Source organism: Streptomyces sp. NPDC046465, from assembly GCF_040646035.1.
GTDB lineage: Bacteria > Actinomycetota > Actinomycetes > Streptomycetales > Streptomycetaceae > Streptomyces.
On record NZ_JBEYZK010000009.1, the window covers coordinates 304,703 to 324,547 of the forward strand.

A 19,845-nucleotide genomic window follows, 5' to 3' on the forward strand; every position below is an offset into this window, starting at 1 on the left:
GGCCAAAACCCAGTCATGAGGCTTCTTCTCGAAGCCTCGGGACTTCTCTCGAACGATTCTGGTATTTCCGGAAGGTGTGGCGTCATGGTGCAGGGCGAAATCATCGAGCCCCTTCCGGAAGTTCTCCTGGAGCACGCGGAACGGTTCGGCGACAAGACCGCCTTCATGGACCGCGAGCGGTCCGTCGGCTACCGGGAGCTGGCGGCTAGGACCGCCCGGCTGGCCGGTCACCTGGCCGCCCTCGGGCTCGGCCGCGGCGACCGCGTGGCCTTTCTGCTCGGCAACACCGTCGCCACCGTGGAGAGTTACCTCGCGGTCGTCCGGGCCGCCGGTGTCGGTGTCCCGGCCAACCCGGGGGCCACGGCGGCCGAACTGGCCCACATGATCGGTGACAGCGGCGCCCGCTTCGTCGTGACCGACGCCGCAGGTGCCGTACGGCTGCGCGAGACACCGGGACTGCCGTCGGACCTCACGGTGCTCGTCACCGGGGCCGGGGTCGGGACCGGTACCGGTACCGGGACCGCGGTCGAGGCCGGGACCGGGGCCGGGCACGTGCCGGAGGGCTGCCACTCCTACGACGAACTCGCCGTCACCACACCGTCCGAGCAGGCCAGGGACGACCTGGGCCTCGACGAGGTGGCCTGGCTGTTCTACACGTCGGGCACCACCGGCCTGCCCAAGGGCGTCCTGTCCACCCAGCGCAACTGCCTGTGGTCCGTCGCGAACTGCTACATCCCGGTACCCGAACTCTCCGCCGACGACCGCGTGCTGTGGCCTCTGCCGCTGTTCCACAGCCTGTCCCACATCGCGTGCGTCCTGTCGGTCACCGTGGCGGGCGCGACCGCACGCATCCTCGACGGTCACTCACCGCAGGACGTGCTCGACGCGCTCCGCGACGACCGGTCGACGTTCCTGGCCGGTGTCCCGACGACCTACCACTACCTGGTCCAGGCCGTGCGCGAGAGCGGCCTCACCCTGCCGGACCTACGCATCGGCCTCGTCGGCGGCGGCGTGACCTCCGCCGCCTTGCGCCGCTCGTTCGAGGAGACCTTCGGCGTACCCCTCGTCGACGCGTACGGCAGCACCGAGACGTGCGGGGCGATCGCCATCAACGCACCGCACGGCGCCCGCGTCGACGGATCCTGCGGTCTGCCCGTCCCCGGCGTCGGGGTCCGTGTCGTAGACCCCCAAACCGGCCAGGACATGCCCGCCGGACACGAAGGCGAGGTCTGGGTACAGGGCCCGAACGTCATGGTCGGCTACCACAACAGCCCCGAAGCGACGGCCGAGGCCATGCGCGACGGCTGGTTCCGCACCGGTGACGTGGCACGGCGCGACGAGGCGGGCCACCTCACCATCTGCGGCCGGATCAAGGAACTCGTCATCCGCGGCGGGGAGAACATCCACCCCGTCGAGGTCGAGTCGGCGCTGCGCACCTTCCCGGGGGTGGCCGACGTCGCCGTCGCCGCCAAGCCCCACACGGCGCTGGGGGAGGTTCCCGTCGCGTACGTGGTCCCCGGTCCTGACGGCTTCGATGCCGAGGCCCTGCTCGCGCACTGCCGCGAGCAACTCGCCGCGTTCAAGGTGCCCGAGGAGATCCACGAGATCGACGCCGTCCCCCGCACGGCTTCGGGCAAGGTCGTCCGGCACCGGCTCGCGGAGTCGCCCACGCGCCTGAGGATCGCCGCGGAGCCGTCGGACCGCTCCTTCCGTCTCACCGAACCCGACCCCGAGGACCTCGTCGCCCTCCGTTCGCGCCTCACCGGGATCGAGGACGGTGCCCAACTGCGGCTGCTCGAAGAGCTGGTGCGCACCGAGGCCGCCGCGGTGCTCGGCCTCTCCGCGCCCGAGGCCATCGTGGCCGAGCGCGCGCTGCGCGACCTCGGATTCACCTCCTTGGCCGTCGTCGAACTCCGCAACCGACTGGTCGGGCGCACCGGGCTGCGGCTGCCCACCACGGTCACCTTCGACCACCCCACGCCGCGCGCCCTGGCGGCGCATCTGCTCGCCGAGATCCTGGAGATCGCACCGGCCCCGGCTCCGGCCACCACCGGGGCCATGGTGAGCGACTCTCACGACCCGATCGTGATCGTGGGTATGGCATGCCGTCTGCCCGGCGGCGTCACGGGCCCCGAGGACCTGTGGCAGATGGTCAGCGAAGGCCGCGACGGCCTGTCCGACTTCCCCACCGACCGCGGCTGGTACCTCGACACCCTCTTCGACCCCGACCCCGACCACCCCGGCACCTCCTACGTCCAACGCGGCGGATTCCTCCACGAGGCAGGCCACTTCGACGCCGCCTTCTTCGGCATCTCCCCCCGCGAAGCCACCGCCATGGACCCTCAACAACGCCTCCTCCTGGAAACCTCCTGGGAAGCCATCGAACGCGCAGGCATCAACCCCCACACCCTGCACGGCGCCGACATCGGCGTCTTCTCCGGCGTCATGGGCCAGGGCTACTCCTCCGGCGACGGCATCCCCGCCGAACTCGAAGGCTTCGCAGGCACCGGCAGCGCCGGCAGCGTCGCCTCCGGCCGCGTCTCCTACACCCTCGGCTTCGAGGGTCCTGCGGTGACCGTCGACACGGCGTGTTCATCCTCCCTCGTCGCCCTCCACCTCGCCGCACAAGCACTGCGCCAGGGCGAATGCACCATGGCCCTCGCCGGCGGAGTAGCCGTCATGGCGACGCCCGACTCCTTCATCGGCTTCTCGCGTCAGCGCGCCCTCTCGACGGACGGCCGTTGCAAGTCGTTCGCTGCTGCCGCCGACGGCACCGGCTGGTCGGAGGGCGTGGGCGTGCTCCTCCTGGAGCGCCTGTCGGACGCCCGGCGCAGCGGGCACCGGGTCCTGGCGGTCGTGCGCGGTTCGGCCGTCAACCAGGACGGCGCGTCCAACGGTCTGACCGCCCCGAGCGGTCCGGCGCAGCAGCGGGTGATCCGCAAGGCGCTGTCGAGTGCGGGTCTGGGGTCGGCTGATGTGGATGTGGTCGAGGCGCACGGTACGGGTACGACGCTGGGTGACCCGATCGAGGCGCAGGCACTCCTTGCCACGTACGGCCAGGGGCGCGCGGAGGACCGGCCGTTGTGGCTGGGCTCGCTGAAGTCGAACATCGGGCATGCGCAGGCCGCCGCGGGCGTCGCGAGTGTCATCAAGATGGTCGAGTCGATGCAGCACGGCGTCCTGCCCGCCACTCTCCACGTCGACGAGCCGACGTCGCAGGTCGACTGGTCGGCAGGCGCGGTGGAACTGCTCACCGAGGCACGCCCCTGGCCGGACGTCGAGCGTCCCCGCCGCGCGGGCATCTCCTCCTTCGGCGTCAGCGGCACCAACGCCCACGTAATTCTGGAGCAGGCACCGCAGAGGCCCATCGATGGCGCGCAGGCACAGCCCGCCCTGAAGGATGACGCCGTCCTGCCGTTCGTGGTGTCGGCCAAGGGCGCGGGTGCGCTGGCCGGTCAGGCACAACGCCTCGCCGCGTACGTCGAGGACGCCGAGACGGCCCCGCTGGCCGGTATCGCCGCATCGCTCCTGTCCGACCGCGCACTCCACACCGACCGCGCCGTGATCGTCGCGGGCTCCCGCGACCAACTGCTGGACGGGCTGGGTGTGTTGGCGCGTGGTGAGTCGGCTCCGGGCCTGGTCTCGGGCAGCGGTTCCGATGCACGGGGCCGGACGGTGTTCGTCTTCCCCGGGCAGGGCGCCCAGTGGGTGGGCATGGGACGTGAACTCCTGGACACCTCCCCCGCGTTCGCGGCACGGATCGCGGAGTGCGAACAGGCCCTGGCACCCTACGTCGACTGGTCACTGACCGACGTCCTGCGCGGTCAGGGCAGCCTGGACCGGGTCGACATCCTCCAGCCCGCCAGCTTCGCCGTCATGCTCGGACTCGCCACCCTCTGGCAGACCGCAGGCATCACCCCCGACGCCGTCCTGGGCCACTCCCAAGGCGAAATCGCCGCCGCCTGCATCGCCGGAGCACTCACCCTCAACGACGCAGCCCGCATCGTCGCCCTACGCAGCCAAGCCATCGGACAGCTGCTCTCCGGAGCAGGCGCCATGGCCTCCATCAACCTGCCCGCCGACGACATCCGCACCCTGCTCACGGACGCGGACGGCGTGGAAATCGCCGCCATCAACAGCCCCACCTCCACCGTCATCGCAGGCGACCCCACCCGCCTCGACGAACTCCTCGCGGTACTGGAAACCCAGGGCACCCGCGTCCGACGCATCGCCGTCGACTACGCCTCCCACACCCACCACGTCGAAACCATCGAAGACACCCTGGCCACCCACCTCACCGGTATTACGGCCAGCGCTCCGGCAATTCCGTTCTACTCCACCGTCGACCAGACCTGGATCACCGAACCCGACACCCTCAACGCCACCTACTGGTACCGAAACCTGCGCCAAACCGTCCACTTCGAACCCGCCATACGCCAGTTGGCGGGGGACGGCTTCGGCGTCTTCATCGAAATCAGCCCCCACCCCGTCCTCCTCCAGCCCATCACCGAAACCACCGACCTCACCGAAAGCGCCCCCGTCCTCCTCGGCACCCTGCGCCGCGGCGAAGGCAGCATGCACCGCATGCTCACCTCCCTCGCCGAAGCCTTCGTACAGGGCATCGACGTCAACTGGGCTCCCCTCCTCCCGGCCGGAGCCACCCAGCACCACCTCGCCCTCCCCACCTACGCCTTCGACCACCAGCACTACTGGATCGAGATGAAGGGCACCGACACCGACGTCACCTCCGTCGGCCTCGCCGCCACCGACCACCCCCTCCTCGGCGCCGTCGTCGGGCTCCCCGGTGCGGACGCCTTCGTGACGACCTCGCGTTGGTCGCCCCGTACGCACCCCTGGCTGGCCGACTACGCCGTGGGCGACGTGATCGTGGCGCCCAACGCGGCCCTGGTGGAGCTGGCCGTCAAGGTCGGCGACGAGATCGGCACGCCCACTCTGGAGCGGCTGACCGTCGAAAGGCCGGTCGTCCTGCCGCTGCGCGGTGGCCGGTCCCTTCAGGTGACCGTGGACGGCGCCGACACTTCCGGGCGCCGTACGGTCCGGGTGTACTCCCGTGCCGAGAGCTCCGGTACGCAGGAGGAGTGGACCCCGCACGCCCACGGCACTCTCGCGCCCCCGGCGCAGCGGCCCGCGTCCACCCCTGACACCTCCGGCGTCGACGTCGCGCTGCCGGACCGCACCACCGACGCCGACCGGTACGGCCTGCACCCCGCCCTGCTGGACGCCGCCGTTCGCGTAGCGCTCGGCGAGGACATGCAGCCGTACGAATGGACGGGTGTCTCCCTGCTGGCCTCCGGCGCCTCCGCGCTGAAGGTGCGGACCCCGGGTACGCCGGGTGACGGAGGCCGTGTGGAGCTGGCCGACCGTTCGGGGCGGCCGGTCATGTCTGTCGAGGGCGTGCTCGGCAAGCCGCTCTCCCCCGAACAGGCGGGCATCGCCGGTGTCTTGACGCACGACGCGCTGTTCCGGGTCGACTGGGTGGAAGTTCCGCTGTCCGCCGGGGACGCGACGGCCGCGTCAGCCGCAACGGCCGCGTCAGCCGCGTCGGAGTACCCCGTGGTCACGTGCGCGGCCGACGTCGTCGCCGCTGCGGCCGTCGGCCCCGGCCACCTGCTGTACGAGGTGGATCCGGCCGAGGCCGATCCGCGCGTCACGACCGCGGCCGCCCTCGCCGTCGTCCAGGCGTGGCTCGCCGAGCCCGCCCTGCGCGACACGCGTCTCGTCGTGCTGACCACGGACAGCTCCGCCCCGGCCGCCGCGGCCGTGTGGGGACTCGTACGCTCGGCACAGTCCGAGCACCCCGACCGCATCGTCCTGGTCGAGGCCGACGCCGATGCGCGGAGCGCGCTGCCGGGTGCGCTGGACAGCGGCGAGCCGCAGCTCCGGCTCCGCGCCGGGGTGGCCGAAGTGCCTCGCCTGGTACGGGCGTCGGGCGACGGCACCGGTCCCGGCGGCTTCGGCGTCGGCGTCGGCGGCTCGGGCGCGCCGCGTCCGCTCGACGCCGACGGCACCGTCCTGATCACCGGCGGTACGGGCACGCTCGGCGCGATCGTCGCACGGCACCTGGTCACGGAGCACCGGGCCCGGCACCTGCTGCTGGCGAGCCGCCGCGGCCCGGACGCGGCCGGCGCCGACGAACTGCGCGAGGAACTGACCGCGCTGGGAGCCACCGTCACGATCGCGCGCTGCGACGTGGGCGTCCGTACGGAACTCGCGGCGCTCCTCGCCACCGTCCCGGCCGGGCATCCGCTGACCGCCGTCGTGCACACCGCAGGCGTACTCGACGACGGTGTGGTCCATGAGCTGACCCCGGAGCGGATCGACACGGTGCTGCGTCCCAAGGCTGACGCCGCGCTGCACCTCCACGAGCTGACCCGGGACCTGGATCTCGCGGCGTTCGTCCTGTTCTCCTCCGCAGCGGGCGTGCTCGGCAACCCGGGGCAGGCCAACTACGCGGCGGCCAACGCGTTCATCGACGCGCTCGCGTACCGGCGCCGGGCCCTCGGGCTGCCTGCCACCTCTCTCGCCTGGGGCTACTGGGCCGAGGTGAGCGGCATGACGGAGCACCTGGCCGACGCCGACCTGCGACGCAACCGGCGACACGGGATGGTCGGGCTTTCCGCGGTGCAGGGCATGGCGCTCTTCGACGCCGGCCTGCGCAGTGCCGCCCCTCTGCTGGTCGCCACCCGGATCGATGTCCACGCGCTGCGCACCCGCGCCGCGAGCGGCCCCGTAGCGCCGCTGTTGCGCGGCCTGGCCCCGTCGGCCAGGCCGACGGCCCGTGCCGGGTCCGCGGAGCCCGGTTCACTCGCCGAGCGCATCGCGTCCCTGGGCGGTGCCGAGCAGATCGCCGTGCTCGTGGACCTCGTACGCCGCCACGCGGCAGAGGTGCTCGGGTACCGGGGCGCCGAGTCGGTGGCCGCCGAACGGGCCTTCAAGGACGCAGGCTTCGACTCGCTGACCGCCGTGGAACTGCGCAACCGCCTCGCCACCGCGACCGGCCTGCGGCTGTCGCCCACGATGGTCTTCGACCATCCCACGCCGACGCTGCTCGCCGGTCAGGTACGGGCCCTGCTGCTCGGCACGCCGGAGGGCGCCGACGGGCCGGGCCGCGTGGACGAAAGGGACGGCGCGGACGCGCGGGCAGTCGCCGACGAGCCCATCGCGATCGTGGCCATGGCCTGCCGTTTCCCGGCCGGCATCAACAGCCCCGAGGACCTGTGGCGGGTGGTCAGCGAGGGCACCGACGCGGTCACCGAGTTCCCCGCCGACCGCGGATGGGACATCGAGCGGCTCTTCGACGCCGACCCCGACCGCGCGGGCCGGACGTATGTGCGCCACGCCGCGTTCCTCGACGACGCCGCGGGCTTCGACGCCGCGTTCTTCGGCATCTCGCCGCAGGAAGCACTGGCCATGGACCCGCAGCAGCGACTGTTGCTCGAGACGTCGTGGGAGGTCCTCGAGCGGGCGGGCATCGACCCGGCCGCCCTGCGCGGCCAGGACGTCGGTGTGTTCGCGGGAACCAACGCCAACGACTACAGCCTCCTCCTGCACCGGTCCCCGGAGGTCGAGGGGCTGCGCCTCACCGGCAGTTCGAACGCCGTGCTCTCCGGCCGCGTCGCCTACCACCTCGGTCTGGAGGGGCCGGTCCTCTCCGTCGACACCGCGTGTTCGTCGTCGCTGGTGGCCCTGCACCTCGCGGCGCAGGCGCTCCGGCAGGGCGAGTGCTCGATGGCGTTGGCCGGCGGTGTGATGGTCATGGCCAATCCGGACACGTTCGTCGAGTTCTCCCGCCAGCGCGGGCTGGCTCCGGACGGCCGCTGCAAGGCTTTCGCCGACGGCGCCGACGGCACCGGCTGGTCCGAGGGTGTCGGCCTGTTGCTGGTCGAGCGTCTCTCCGACGCCCGGCGCAACGGTCACCAGGTCCTCGCCGTCCTCAAGGGCTCGGCGGTCAACTCCGATGGCGCGTCCAACGGTCTGACCGCCCCGAACGGCCCCGCCCAGCAGCGAGTTATCCGCAAGGCCCTCGCCGACGCCCGCCTGACCACCTCCGACATCGACGTCGTGGAGGCACACGGCACGGGCACGACGCTGGGCGATCCCATCGAGGCCCAGGCACTCCTTGCCACCTACGGCCAGGACCGCGCCGAGAACCAGCCCCTCTGGCTCGGCTCGGTCAAGTCCAACCTCGGCCACACGCAGGCGGCGGCAGGTGTCGCCGGTGTGATCAAGATGGTGATGGCGATACGTCACGGTCTGCTGCCTCGCACGCTGCACGTGGACGCCCCCTCCACGAACGTGGACTGGTCGGCGGGCGCGGTCGAGCTGCTGACCGAGTCGCGGCCGTGGCCGGAGGCCGGCCGACCGCGTCGGGCCGCGGTGTCCTCGTTCGGCATCGGTGGCACCAACGCCCACGTGGTCCTGGAGCAGGATCCGGCCGACGCCGACGCCGACGCCGATGCCGACGCGGCGGCCGTCACGGGGCAGAGCACGGGCGGGGAGGACACCGGCACGGGAGCCGTCCTTGTGCCCGTGTCCGGCGGGACGGCCCAGGGGCTGCGCGGCCAGGCCGGCCGCCTCGCCTCGTTCATCGAGGACCGGACCGACGTGAGCATCGCCGATACGGCGTACTCCCTGGCCACCACACGTGCCCGACTCGGCCACCGGGCGGTCTTCGTGGCCGCGGACAGGGACCGGCTCGTCGCGGATCTGCGCGCCCTCGCGGAGGGCGGCGAGACGGGTACGGCTGCCGTCACCGGCACCCCCGTCGACGGCAAACTGGCCTTCTTGTTCACCGGCCAGGGCAGCCAGTGGGCGGGTATGGGCCGCGAACTCGCCGAGGCCCACCCGGTCTTCCGTGAAGCCTTCGACGCCGTCTGCGCGGCCGTCGAGGAGCGCCTCGGCGACCATGTGGACCACCCGCTGCGCGATGTCGTGTTCGCCGCTCCCGGCTCGGCTCAGGCTGCGCTGCTCGACCGGACCATGTACACGCAGGCAGCGCTGTTCGCCCTGGAGACCGCGCTGTTCCGGCTGTTCGAATCGTGGGGCGTACGCCCGGACTTCCTCGCCGGTCACTCGATCGGCGAGGTCACCGCGGCACACGTCTCTGGCGTCCTGGACCTGGCGGACGCCAGCACCCTCGTGGCCGCCCGCGGCCGACTCATGCAAGCCCTGCCCGAGGGCGGTGCGATGGTCGCCGTCCAAGCGGCCGAGGCCGACGTCGTGTCCCTCCTCGCCGAGGACGCCCGGTACGGCGGCGCGGTGTGTGTCGCCGCCGTCAACGCGCCCGACGCGGTGGTGATCTCCGGCGCCGAGGCCGAGGTGACCGCCGCCGCCGAGGAGCTGGCCCGCAGGGGGCACAAGACCCGCCGTCTCCAGGTCAGCCACGCTTTCCACTCGCCGCTCATGGCTCCCGCGCTCGACGCGTTCCGTACGGTCTGCGAAGGCCTGGAGTACCGTCCGGCGACCCTGCCCCTGGTGTCCACGCTCACCGGCAAGAACCTGTCGGGCGACGAACTCGGCTCCCCCGGCTACTGGGTGGACCAGCTCCGGCACACCGTACGGTTCTCCGACGCCGTCGCCACGCTGCACCAGCTGGGGACCACCACGTTCCTGGAGCTCGGACCGGGCGGCGTCCTCACGGGGATGGCCCTCGGGACGCTCGCCCCGCTCACCTCGCCCGACGCGGTCACCGGTGCGACCACCGGCGCGGTCAATGGCGCGGTCACCGGCGCCGTCGTCACCGAAGCGAACCTTGACGCGGCCTTCGGCACGGCCGTCGAGGCCGGCTGCGTGGCCACGCTGCGCCGCGACCACGCCGAGGACGCCGACGTGCTGGCCGCACTCGCGGCGCTCCACGTCCGCGGCGTCGCCGTGGACTGGCCCGCCCTGCACGAAGGGCCCCGCCGGATCACGCGCGACCTGCCCACGTACGCGTTCCAGCACCGGCGGTACTGGCTCGACCGCGCCATGGAGCAGGATGCGGGCCACACCGACGCGACGGGCCACCCGCTGCTCGGTGCCGCCACGGAGCTGCCCGGCGCCGATGGCGTCGTCCACACCGGTCGCCTCTCGGTCCGTCGGCACGGCCCGCTGCTCGGCGCGACCGAACAAGAGCAGGCGCGGGGGGCCATGACGGTACCCGCCGCCGCGCTGCTCGAGATGATCGTCGGGGCCGGTGACGCGGTCGGCTGCGGTTCGCTGGAACAGCTGGTCGTCGAGAGTGCCCTGGTCCTGCCCGCACACACCGCCGTCCAGCTCCAGATCGCCGTCGACGGCCCCGACTCCGTCGGCCGCCGCACGGTGCGCGTGCACAGCAGGATCCCCGGCGCGGACCGCGCACCGTGGACCCGCCACGCGACCGGTGTGCTGGTCCCCGGCATTCCCGAGCCGTCGTTCGACCTGGCGGACTGGTCGCCCGCCGCGGACGCGGCACCGGCCGGACTGCCCGGCGCGACCGCCGTCTGGCGGGACGGGGAGGGCCGGACCTGCTCCGAGGTGACGCTCCCCGGCCACCTGCTCGACGAGGCGGAGCGGTTCACCCTGCACCCCGCCCTCCTCGACACAGCCGTACGGCTCGTGGCCGCGGCGGACACCCCGCGTCAGGATCTGGTCCGCTGCGCCAGGCTCGTCGTCCACGCGGCCGGAGCCACCACCCTGCGCGTCCGGATCACCCCGGCCGGGCAGGGCGGACACTTGATCCAACTCGCGGACCCGACGGGGGCGCCGGTCGCCACCATGGGGCCGCTGGAACTGACCGCGCCCACCCAGTGCGCACCCGCCCAGTCCGCGGCACCGGCCGTAACGACGGCCGAGCGGCCTGCCGCGACGGACCGACCGGCCACGGACGTACGCCGCCGCGCGGCCACCCGCGACGCCGCCGCCGGATCGTTCGCCACCCGACTCGGCGGACTGACGACCACGGAGCAGCACCGTCTCCTCGTGGACCTCGTGGAGTCCGGCGCCGCCGCCGTCCTCGGCCACGGCGCGTCGGACACCTTCGACCGGACCCGCTCCTTCAAGGATCTCGGATTCGACTCCCTCGCCGCGGTCAAGCTCCGCAACCGACTGGTCCACACGACCGGGATCGAAGGGCTGTCCGCCTCGGTGGTCTTCGACTATCCGACGCCCGCCCTGCTCGCGGGGCACCTGCGCGCCGAACTCCTCGGCGAGCTGACCGTTCCCGATGCCCCGGTGACCGGCACGCCCGCCCTGGACGAGCCGATCGCGATCGTCTCCATGAGCTGCCGCCTGCCGGGTGGCGTGGAGAGTCCCGAGGACCTGTGGCGACTGGTCATCGACCAGCGTGACGCGATCTCCGGATTCCCCGTCGACCGTGACTGGGACCTGGACGGGCTCTACCACCCGGACCCGGACCACCAGGGCACGAGCTATGCGCGTACGGGCGGATTCCTGCACGACGCCGCGCAGTTCGACGCGGGCCTCTTCGGGATCTCGCCGCGCGAGGCGCTCGCCATGGACCCGCAGCAGCGGCTGCTCCTTGAGACCTCGTGGGAGGCACTGGAGCGGGCCGGCATCGACCCCCGTGGCACGAGCGGCAACGAGATCGGTGTCTTCACCGGCATCGTCCACCACGACTACGTGTCCCGTCTGAAGCAGGCGCCGGAAGGTGTCGAGGGCTACGTGATGGCCGGCACCGCGGGCAGTGTGGCCTCGGGCCGCGTCTCGTACGTCTTCGGGTTCGAGGGTCCTGCGGTGACCGTCGACACGGCGTGCTCCTCCTCGCTCGTGGCGCTCCACCTGGCCGCACAGGCACTGCGCCAGGGTGAGTGCACCATGGCGCTCGCCGGTGGGGCCACGGTGATGTCCAGCCCGGACGCCTTCGTGGAGTTCTCGCGTCAGCGCGGTCTCGCCACCGACGGCCGCTGCAAGTCGTTCGCGGCCTCCGCCGACGGCACCGGCTGGGCCGAGGGTGTCGGTGTCCTGCTCCTTGAGCGGCTCTCCGACGCCCGGCGCAACGGGCACCAGGTCCTCGCCGTCCTCAAGGGCTCGGCGATCAACCAGGACGGCGCGTCCAATGGCCTGACCGCCCCGAACGGCCCGGCGCAGCAGCGGGTGATCCGCAAGGCGCTGTCGAGTGCGGGTCTGGGGTCGGCTGATGTGGATGTGGTCGAGGCGCACGGTACGGGTACGACGCTGGGTGACCCGATCGAGGCGCAGGCACTCCTTGCCACGTACGGCCAGGGGCGCGCGGAGGACCGGCCGTTGTGGCTCGGCTCGCTGAAGTCGAACATCGGGCATGCCCAGGCCGCCGCGGGCGTCGCGAGCGTCATCAAGATGGTCGAGTCGATGCAGCACGGCGTCCTTCCGGCGACGCTCCATGTGGACGAGCCGACGTCACAGGTCGACTGGACGGCGGGCGCGGTGGAACTGCTCACCGAAGCACGCCCCTGGCCAGACGTTGAGCGTCCCCGCCGCGCGGGCATCTCCTCCTTCGGAGCCAGCGGCACGAACGCCCACGTGATTCTGGAGCAGGCACCGGAGGCCCCCGAAGTCCCCGAGGACAAGGTGGAGGCGGAGCAGAACTCCGCACGCTCCGCCCCGGCATCCGACGGCGACGTCGTCCTGCCGTTCGTGGTGTCGGCCAAGGGCGCGGGTGCGCTGGCCGGTCAGGCACAGCGACTTGCCGCGTACGTCGAGGACGCCGAGACGGCCCCGCTGGCCGGTATCGCGGGATCACTCATCACCGGACGCGCCATGCTGGCCGACCGCGCGGTCGTCGTCGCGGGCTCCCGCGACCAACTGCTGGACGGACTGGGCGCGTTGGCGCGAGGGGAGTCGGCTCCGGGCCTGGTCTCGGGCAGCGGTTCCGGTGCGCGGGGCCGGACGGTGTTCGTCTTCCCCGGGCAGGGCGCCCAGTGGGTGGGCATGGGACGTGAACTCCTGGATTCCTCCCCCGCGTTCGCGGCACGGATCGCGGAGTGCGAACAGGCCCTGGCCCCGTACGTCGACTGGTCACTGACCGACGTCCTGCGCGGTCAGGGCAGCCTGGACCGGGTCGACATCCTCCAGCCCACCAGCTTCGCCGTCATGCTCGGACTCGCCACCCTCTGGCAGACCGCAGGCATCACCCCCGACGCCGTCCTGGGCCACTCCCAAGGCGAAATCGCCGCCGCCTGCATCGCCGGAGCCCTCACCCTCCACGACGCAGCCCGCATCGTCGCCCTACGCAGCCAGGCCATCGGGCAGCTGCTCTCCGGAGCAGGCGCCATGGCCTCCATCAACCTGCCCGCCGACGACATCCACACCCTGCTCACGGACGCGGACGGCGTGGAAATCGCCGCCATCAACAGCCCCACCTCCACCGTCATCGCAGGCGACCCCACCCGCCTCGACGAACTCCTCGCGGTACTGGAAGCCCAGGGCACCCGCGTCCGACGCATCGCCGTCGACTACGCCTCCCACACCCACCACGTCGAAACCATCGAAGACACCCTGGCCACCCACCTCACCGGCATCACCGCCCACGCCCCGGCGATTCCGTTCTACTCCACCGTCGACCAGACCTGGATCACCGAACCCGACACCCTCAACACCGCCTACTGGTACCGAAACCTGCGCCAAACCGTCCACTTCGAACCCGCCATACGCCAGTTGGCGGGGGACGGCTTCGGCGTCTTCATCGAAATCAGCCCCCACCCCGTCCTCCTCCAGCCCATCACCGAAACCACCGACCTCACCGAAAGCGCCCCCGTCCTCCTCGGCACCCTGCGCCGCGGCGAAGGCAGCATGCACCGCATGCTCACCTCCCTCGCCGAAGCCTTCGTACAGGGCCTCGACGTCGACTGGACCCCCCTCCTCCCCACCGGGGCCGCGGAAGGACCGCGCGTCGCGCTGCCGACGTACGCCTTCGACCACCAGCACTACTGGCTCAAGGCATCCGACAGCCCCCGCGCCGAGGACAGTCAGCTCGACGAGGTCGACCGTGACTTCTGGAACGCCGTCGACAGCGCGGATCTGGGCGCCCTGACCACCCTGTTGCAGGCCGACACGGCAGACCGGCAGGACGCCTTGGGCACCGTCGTACCGTTGCTGGCGGGCTGGAGAGAAGGGCGTCGCGAGCGGTCCGTGGTGGAAGGGCTCCGGTACGCCGTCACCTGGCAGCCGCTCCCGCAGGTCTCCCCCGGCGTACCGGGCGGAACCTGGCTGGTGATCGCTCCGGCCGAACGCCCCTCCGGCAGCGCGGCCGACGATCTCGTGCAGGATCTCGCCCGCCAGGGGCTCAGCACCGTCCTGCTGGAGGTGACCGGGGCCGGGCTGCGGGACCGGGCGTCGCTCGCCGCCTCGCTGGACGCGGCCTTCTCCGAGCGCGACATCTCGGGAGTGCTGTCCCTTCACGCCCTGGACCACGGCCAGGCGTCGCAGGGCCCCCGGTCCGCCGCCGCGATGGCCGAGGCAACCCTCGTACTCCTTCAGGCACTTGCCGATACGTCAGCCACCCAGCCGCTGTGGTGCCTGACCTCCGGCGCCGTGAGCACCGGACCCCAGGACTCCGTGACGGCCCCGCTCCAGGCAGCGCACTGGGGTCTGGGCCGGGCCGCGGGCCTGGAGTACGCGGACCGTTGGGGCGGCCTGGTGGATCTGCCCGCCGATGTCGACACCCGGACGGTCCAGCGCCTGCTCGGCGTGCTCAACGCCGCCACCGGCGAGGACCAACTCGCGATACGGCGTACGGGCGTCCTTGCCCGCAGGCTGGTCCGCAAGAGCCTGCCGGAGACAGCGGGCACCGGACCGTGGCAGCCGCACGGAACGGTGCTCGTCACGGGCGGCACCGAAGGGCTCGGCCGTCACGCCGCCCACTGGCTCGCCCTTGGGGGCGCCGAAACACTGATCGTCACCACGGCCGCGGACACCCCTGAGGGCTACGTCGACGCGCTGCGCGCCGAACTGGCCGGGCTGGATGTCCGTACCGAAGTGACGTCCGTCGACATCGGCGACCGCGACACGCTCGCCCGCCTGCTCGCCGAACTGCCCGCCGACCGGCCGCTGACGGCCGTCGTCCACGCCGCCGACGTGATGCAGACCAGCACCATCGACGACACCCGTCCGACGGACATCGCTGAGGTGTTCGCGGCCAAGGTGGAGATCGCCGTCTGGCTCGAAGAGCTCCTCAAGGACACCGAGCTCGACGCGTTCGTCACCTTCTCCTCCATCGCCGGTATCTGGGGCGGCGGCGGCCAGGGCCTGTCGGGTGCGGCCAACGCTGTCCTCGACACCCTCGTCGAACGCCGCCGGGCCCGGGGATTCACGGCGACCTCCCTCGCCTGGGGCGCTCTCGACGGGATCGGAGTCGGCGCGGACCCTGCCGCGCTCGCCCAGCTGCGCCGCCGCGGAGTTCTCCCGGTGGCCCCCGAGGTCGCCGTGAGCACGCTGGAGCAGGCGCTGCGGGCCGACGAGAACTCCGTTGTCGTGGCTGACATGGACTGGGAGGCGTTCATTCCCGCGTTCACGTCCGTCCGGCCCAGCCCGCTCTTCGGTGAGCTGGCCGAGGCGCGCGAAGTGATGCGGGCGGCACAGTCCGACGCGGGCACCGGTGACGCCAATTCGTCCCTCGTCGAGAGCCTGACGGCGGCCTCGGAGGCCGAGCAGCAGCGAATCCTGCTGCGACTCGTCCGCGGCCACGCCGCCACCGTGCTCGGCCACAGCAGTGCCGAGGTCATCCGGCCGCTCCAGGCGTTCCAGGAGGTCGGATTCGACTCCCTTGCGGCCGTCGGTCTGCGCAACAGTCTGCACGCGGCCACCGGGCTGCGGCTCCCGGCGACGCTCATCTTCGATTACCCCACCCCCGACGCGCTGGTCGAGTACCTGCGCGCCGAACTCCTTCGGACCACCGAGGACGAATTCGAAGGGCGGGAGGACGACCTCAGGCGTGTCCTGACGACCGTTCCCTTCGCCCGGTTCAAGGAATCCGGAGTCCTGGAAGCCCTGCTGCAGCTGGCCGATACGGACGCGCCCGAAGCGCCCGCGCCGGCTGAGGACGACTCGGAACTCATCGACGCAATGGACGTCGCAGACCTTATTCAGCTCGCCCTCGGCGACGACGCAAGCTGACCCGTTACATCAGATCGTGGAGGAAGAAATGGCATCGTCTGACGAGCAGCTCGTGAGTGCACTGCGTGCGTCGCTGAAGGAGAACTCCAGGCTGCAGCACGAGAACAGTCAGCTCGCCGCCGCCGCCGTCGAACCCATCGCCATCGTGTCGATGGGCTGCCGGTTCCCGGGCGGGATCAACAACCCCGAGGACTTCTGGCGGGTCGTCTCCGAGGGCGCCGACGTCTACACCGGGTTCCCCACCGACCGCGGCTGGGACCTCGACGGCCTCTTCGACCCGGACCCCGACCATCCCGGCACCACGTATGTGCGCGAGGGCGCGTTCCTGCACGACGCCCCGAAGTTCGACGCGGCGTTCTTCGGTATCTCGCCGCGCGAAGCGCTCGCCATGGACCCGCAGCAGCGACAGCTCCTGGAAGTCTCCTGGGAGACGCTGGAGCGCGCGGGCCTCGACCCCCACTCCATGCGCGGCACCGACGTCGGCGTCTTCACCGGCATGGTGCACCAGGACTACGCGCCGGACCTGAGCGGCTTCGAGGACTACCTGAGTCTGGAGCGGGCCCTCGGCACCGCGGGCGGAGTCGCCTCGGGACGCGTCTCCTACACCTTGGGCCTCGAAGGTCCCGCGGTGACGGTCGACACCATGTGCTCCTCCTCTCTGGTCGCCACGCACCTGGCGGCGCAGGCGCTGCGGCGCGGAGAGTGCTCCATGGCCCTGGCGGGCGGCGCCACCGTCATGGCGACGCCGGGCGGCTTCGTGGGCTTCTCGCGCCAGCGCGGTCTCGCCGCCGACGGGCGCATCAAGGCCTTCTCGGCCTCCGCCGACGGCAGCGGTTGGGCCGAGGGTGTCGGTGTCCTGCTGCTCGAGCGGCTCTCCGACGCCCGGCGCAACGGGCACCAGGTCCTCGCCGTCCTCAAGGGCTCGGCGATCAACCAGGACGGCGCGTCCAACGGTCTGACCGCCCCGAACGGCCCAGCGCAGCAGCGAGTCATCCGCAAGGCCCTCTCCAACGCCGGTCTGACCACCTCCGACATCGACATGGTCGAGGCGCACGGTACGGGTACGACGCTGGGTGATCCGATCGAGGCGCAGGCACTCCTTGCCACCTACGGCCAGGGGCGCGCGGAAGACCGGCCGTTGCTCCTTGGCTCGGTGAAGTCCGTTCTCGGGCACGCGCAGGCCGCTTCCGGCGTCGCCGCGGTGATCAAGACCGTGCAGTCGCTGCGCGAGGGCGTCCTTCCGGCGACGCTCCACGTGGACGAGCCGACGTCGCAGGTCGACTGGTCGGCAGGCGCGGTGGAACTGCTCACCGAAGCACGCCCCTGGCCGGACGTTGAGCGTCCCCGCCGTGCGGGCATCTCCTCCTTCGGGGCCAGCGGCACGAACGCTCACGTGATTCTGGAGCAGGCACCGGAGGCCTCCGAAGTCCCCGAGGTCCTTGAGGACAAGGTGGAGGTGGAGCAGGACTCCGCACCCGCCGCCCCGGCAGCCGACGGCGATGTCGTCCTGCCGTTCGTGGTGTCGGCCAAGGGCGCGGGCGCGCTGGCCGGTCAGGCACAACGCCTCGCCGCGTACGTCGAAGGCGTCGAGGGCGCCGAAACGGAACCGCTGGCCGGTATCGCGGGATCACTCATCACCGGACGCGCCATGCTGGCCGACCGCGCGGTCGTCGTCGCGGGCTCCCGCGAAGAGCTGCTGTCCGGGCTTGGCGCGTTGGCGCGTGGTGAGTCCGACGCGGCGTTGACGAAAAACCTGACCCCCGGCGGAGGCAATGGCCCCGGCGGAACGGTGTTCGTCTTCCCGGGGCAGGGCGCTCAGTGGGTGGGGATGGGACGTGAACTCCTGGACACCTCCCCCGCGTTCGCGGCACGCATCGCGGAGTGCGAACAGGCCCTGGCCCCGTACGTCGACTGGTCACTGACCGACGTCCTGCGCGGCCAGGACGACCTGAACAGCCTGGACCGGGTCGACATCCTCCAGCCCGCCAGCTTCGCCGTCATGCTCGGCCTCGCCACCCTCTGGCAGACCGCAGGCATCACCCCCGACGCCGTCCTGGGCCACTCCCAAGGCGAAATCGCCGCCGCCTGCATCGCCGGAGCACTCACCCTCAACGACGCAGCCCGCATCGTCGCCCTACGCAGCCAGGCCATCGGGCAGCTGCTCTCCGGAGCAGGCGCCATGGCCTCCATCAACCTGCCCGCCGACGACATCCACACCCTGCTCGCAGACGGGGACGGGGACGGGGCCGGGGACGGGGCCGGGGACGGGGTGGAGATCGCCGCCATCAACGGCCCCACCTCCACCGTCATCGCCGGTGACCCGACCCGCCTCGATGAACTCCTCGCGGTGCTGGAGGCCCAGGGCACCCGCGTCCGACGCATCGCCGTCGACTACGCCTCCCACACCCACCACGTCGAAACCATCGAAGCCACCCTGGCCACCCACCTCTCCGGTATTACGGCCAGCGCTCCGGCGATTCCGTTCTACTCCACCGTCGACCAGACCTGGATCACCGAACCCGACACCCTCAACACCACCTACTGGTACCGAAACCTGCGCCAAACCGTCCACTTCGAGCCCGCGGTAAGGCAGTTGGCGGGGGACGGCTTCGGCGTCTTCATCGAAATCAGCCCCCACCCCGTCCTCCTCCAGCCCATCACCGAAACCACCGACCTCACCGAAAGCGCCCCCGTCCTCCTGGGCACCCTGCGCCGCGGCGAAGGCAGCATGCACCGCATGCTCACCTCCCTCGCCGAAGCCTTCGTACAGGGCCTCGACGTCGACTGGGCCCCCCTCCTCCCGGCCGGAGCCACCCAGCACCACCTCGCCCTCCCCACCTACGCCTTCGACCACCAGCACTACTGGATCGAGATGAAGGGCACCGACACCGACGTCACCTCCGTCGGCCTCGCCGCCACCGACCACCCCCTCCTCGGCGCCGTCGTCGAGCTGCCTCAGTCCGACGGCCTTGTCTTCACCTCCAGGCTGTCGCTCAAGACGCACCCGTGGCTCGCCGACCACGCGATCCAGAACTCGGTCGTCATCCCCGGCACCATCTACGTCGACCTGGCGATCCGTGCCGGTGACGAGTTCGGTTGCGGGGTCCTCGACGAGCTGGTCATCGGGGCGCCGCTGGTGCTTCCCGAGGACGACTCCGTCCGGATCCAGGTCGCGGTCGGCGGCGCTGACGAGGCCGGGCGTCGCGCGGTCGGGGTCTACGCGGCACGGGGTGATGTCGTCGAGGGTGGCGGTCAGGAGTGGACGCGGCATGCGTCCGGTGTGCTGTCGCCGGTCGCTCCGGTTGCTTCGGCCGGGGCCGGGGCGCGTTATGACTTCGGGCAGTGGCCGCCTGCGGGTGCCGAGCCGGTGGACATCACCGGGTTCTACGAGGATCTGACCGAGCGGGGCTACGCGTACGGGCCCGCGTTCCAGGGCCTGCGTGCCGTCTGGCGACGCGGCGAGGAACTCTTCGCCGAAGCCGCCCTGCCGCGTGAACCGCGGGAAGACGCAGGCAGGTTCGGCCTCCACCCGGCCCTCCTCGACGCTGCTCTGCACACGAACGCCTTCGTGGAGCGCGAGGACGACGGTCGCAATGTGCTGCCGTTCGCGTGGAACGGTGTGGTGTTGCAGGCCACCGGCGCTGCCGCACTCCGCGTACGCGTCGCACCCTGCGGCCCCGACGCCCTCTCCTTCGACGCAGCCGACGAATCCGGCACCCCCGTCCTCACCATGGACTCCCTCATCTCCCGCCCCGT

2 protein-coding genes are annotated in these 19,845 nt (G+C 71.8%); both read left to right on the forward strand.

Translation table 11 applies throughout. The features are described from left to right. Positions 1 to 84 precede the first annotated feature (84 nt). Complete coding sequence (locus ABZ953_RS16815; RefSeq protein WP_361723512.1) at positions 85 to 16,089, forward strand: type I polyketide synthase; 16,005 nt, start codon at positions 85 to 87, stop codon at positions 16,087 to 16,089. A gap of 28 nt (positions 16,090 to 16,117) precedes the next feature. Further along, a partial coding sequence (locus ABZ953_RS16820) for a type I polyketide synthase (RefSeq protein WP_361723515.1) occupies positions 16,118 to 19,845 on the forward strand: 3,728 nt, incomplete at its 3' end.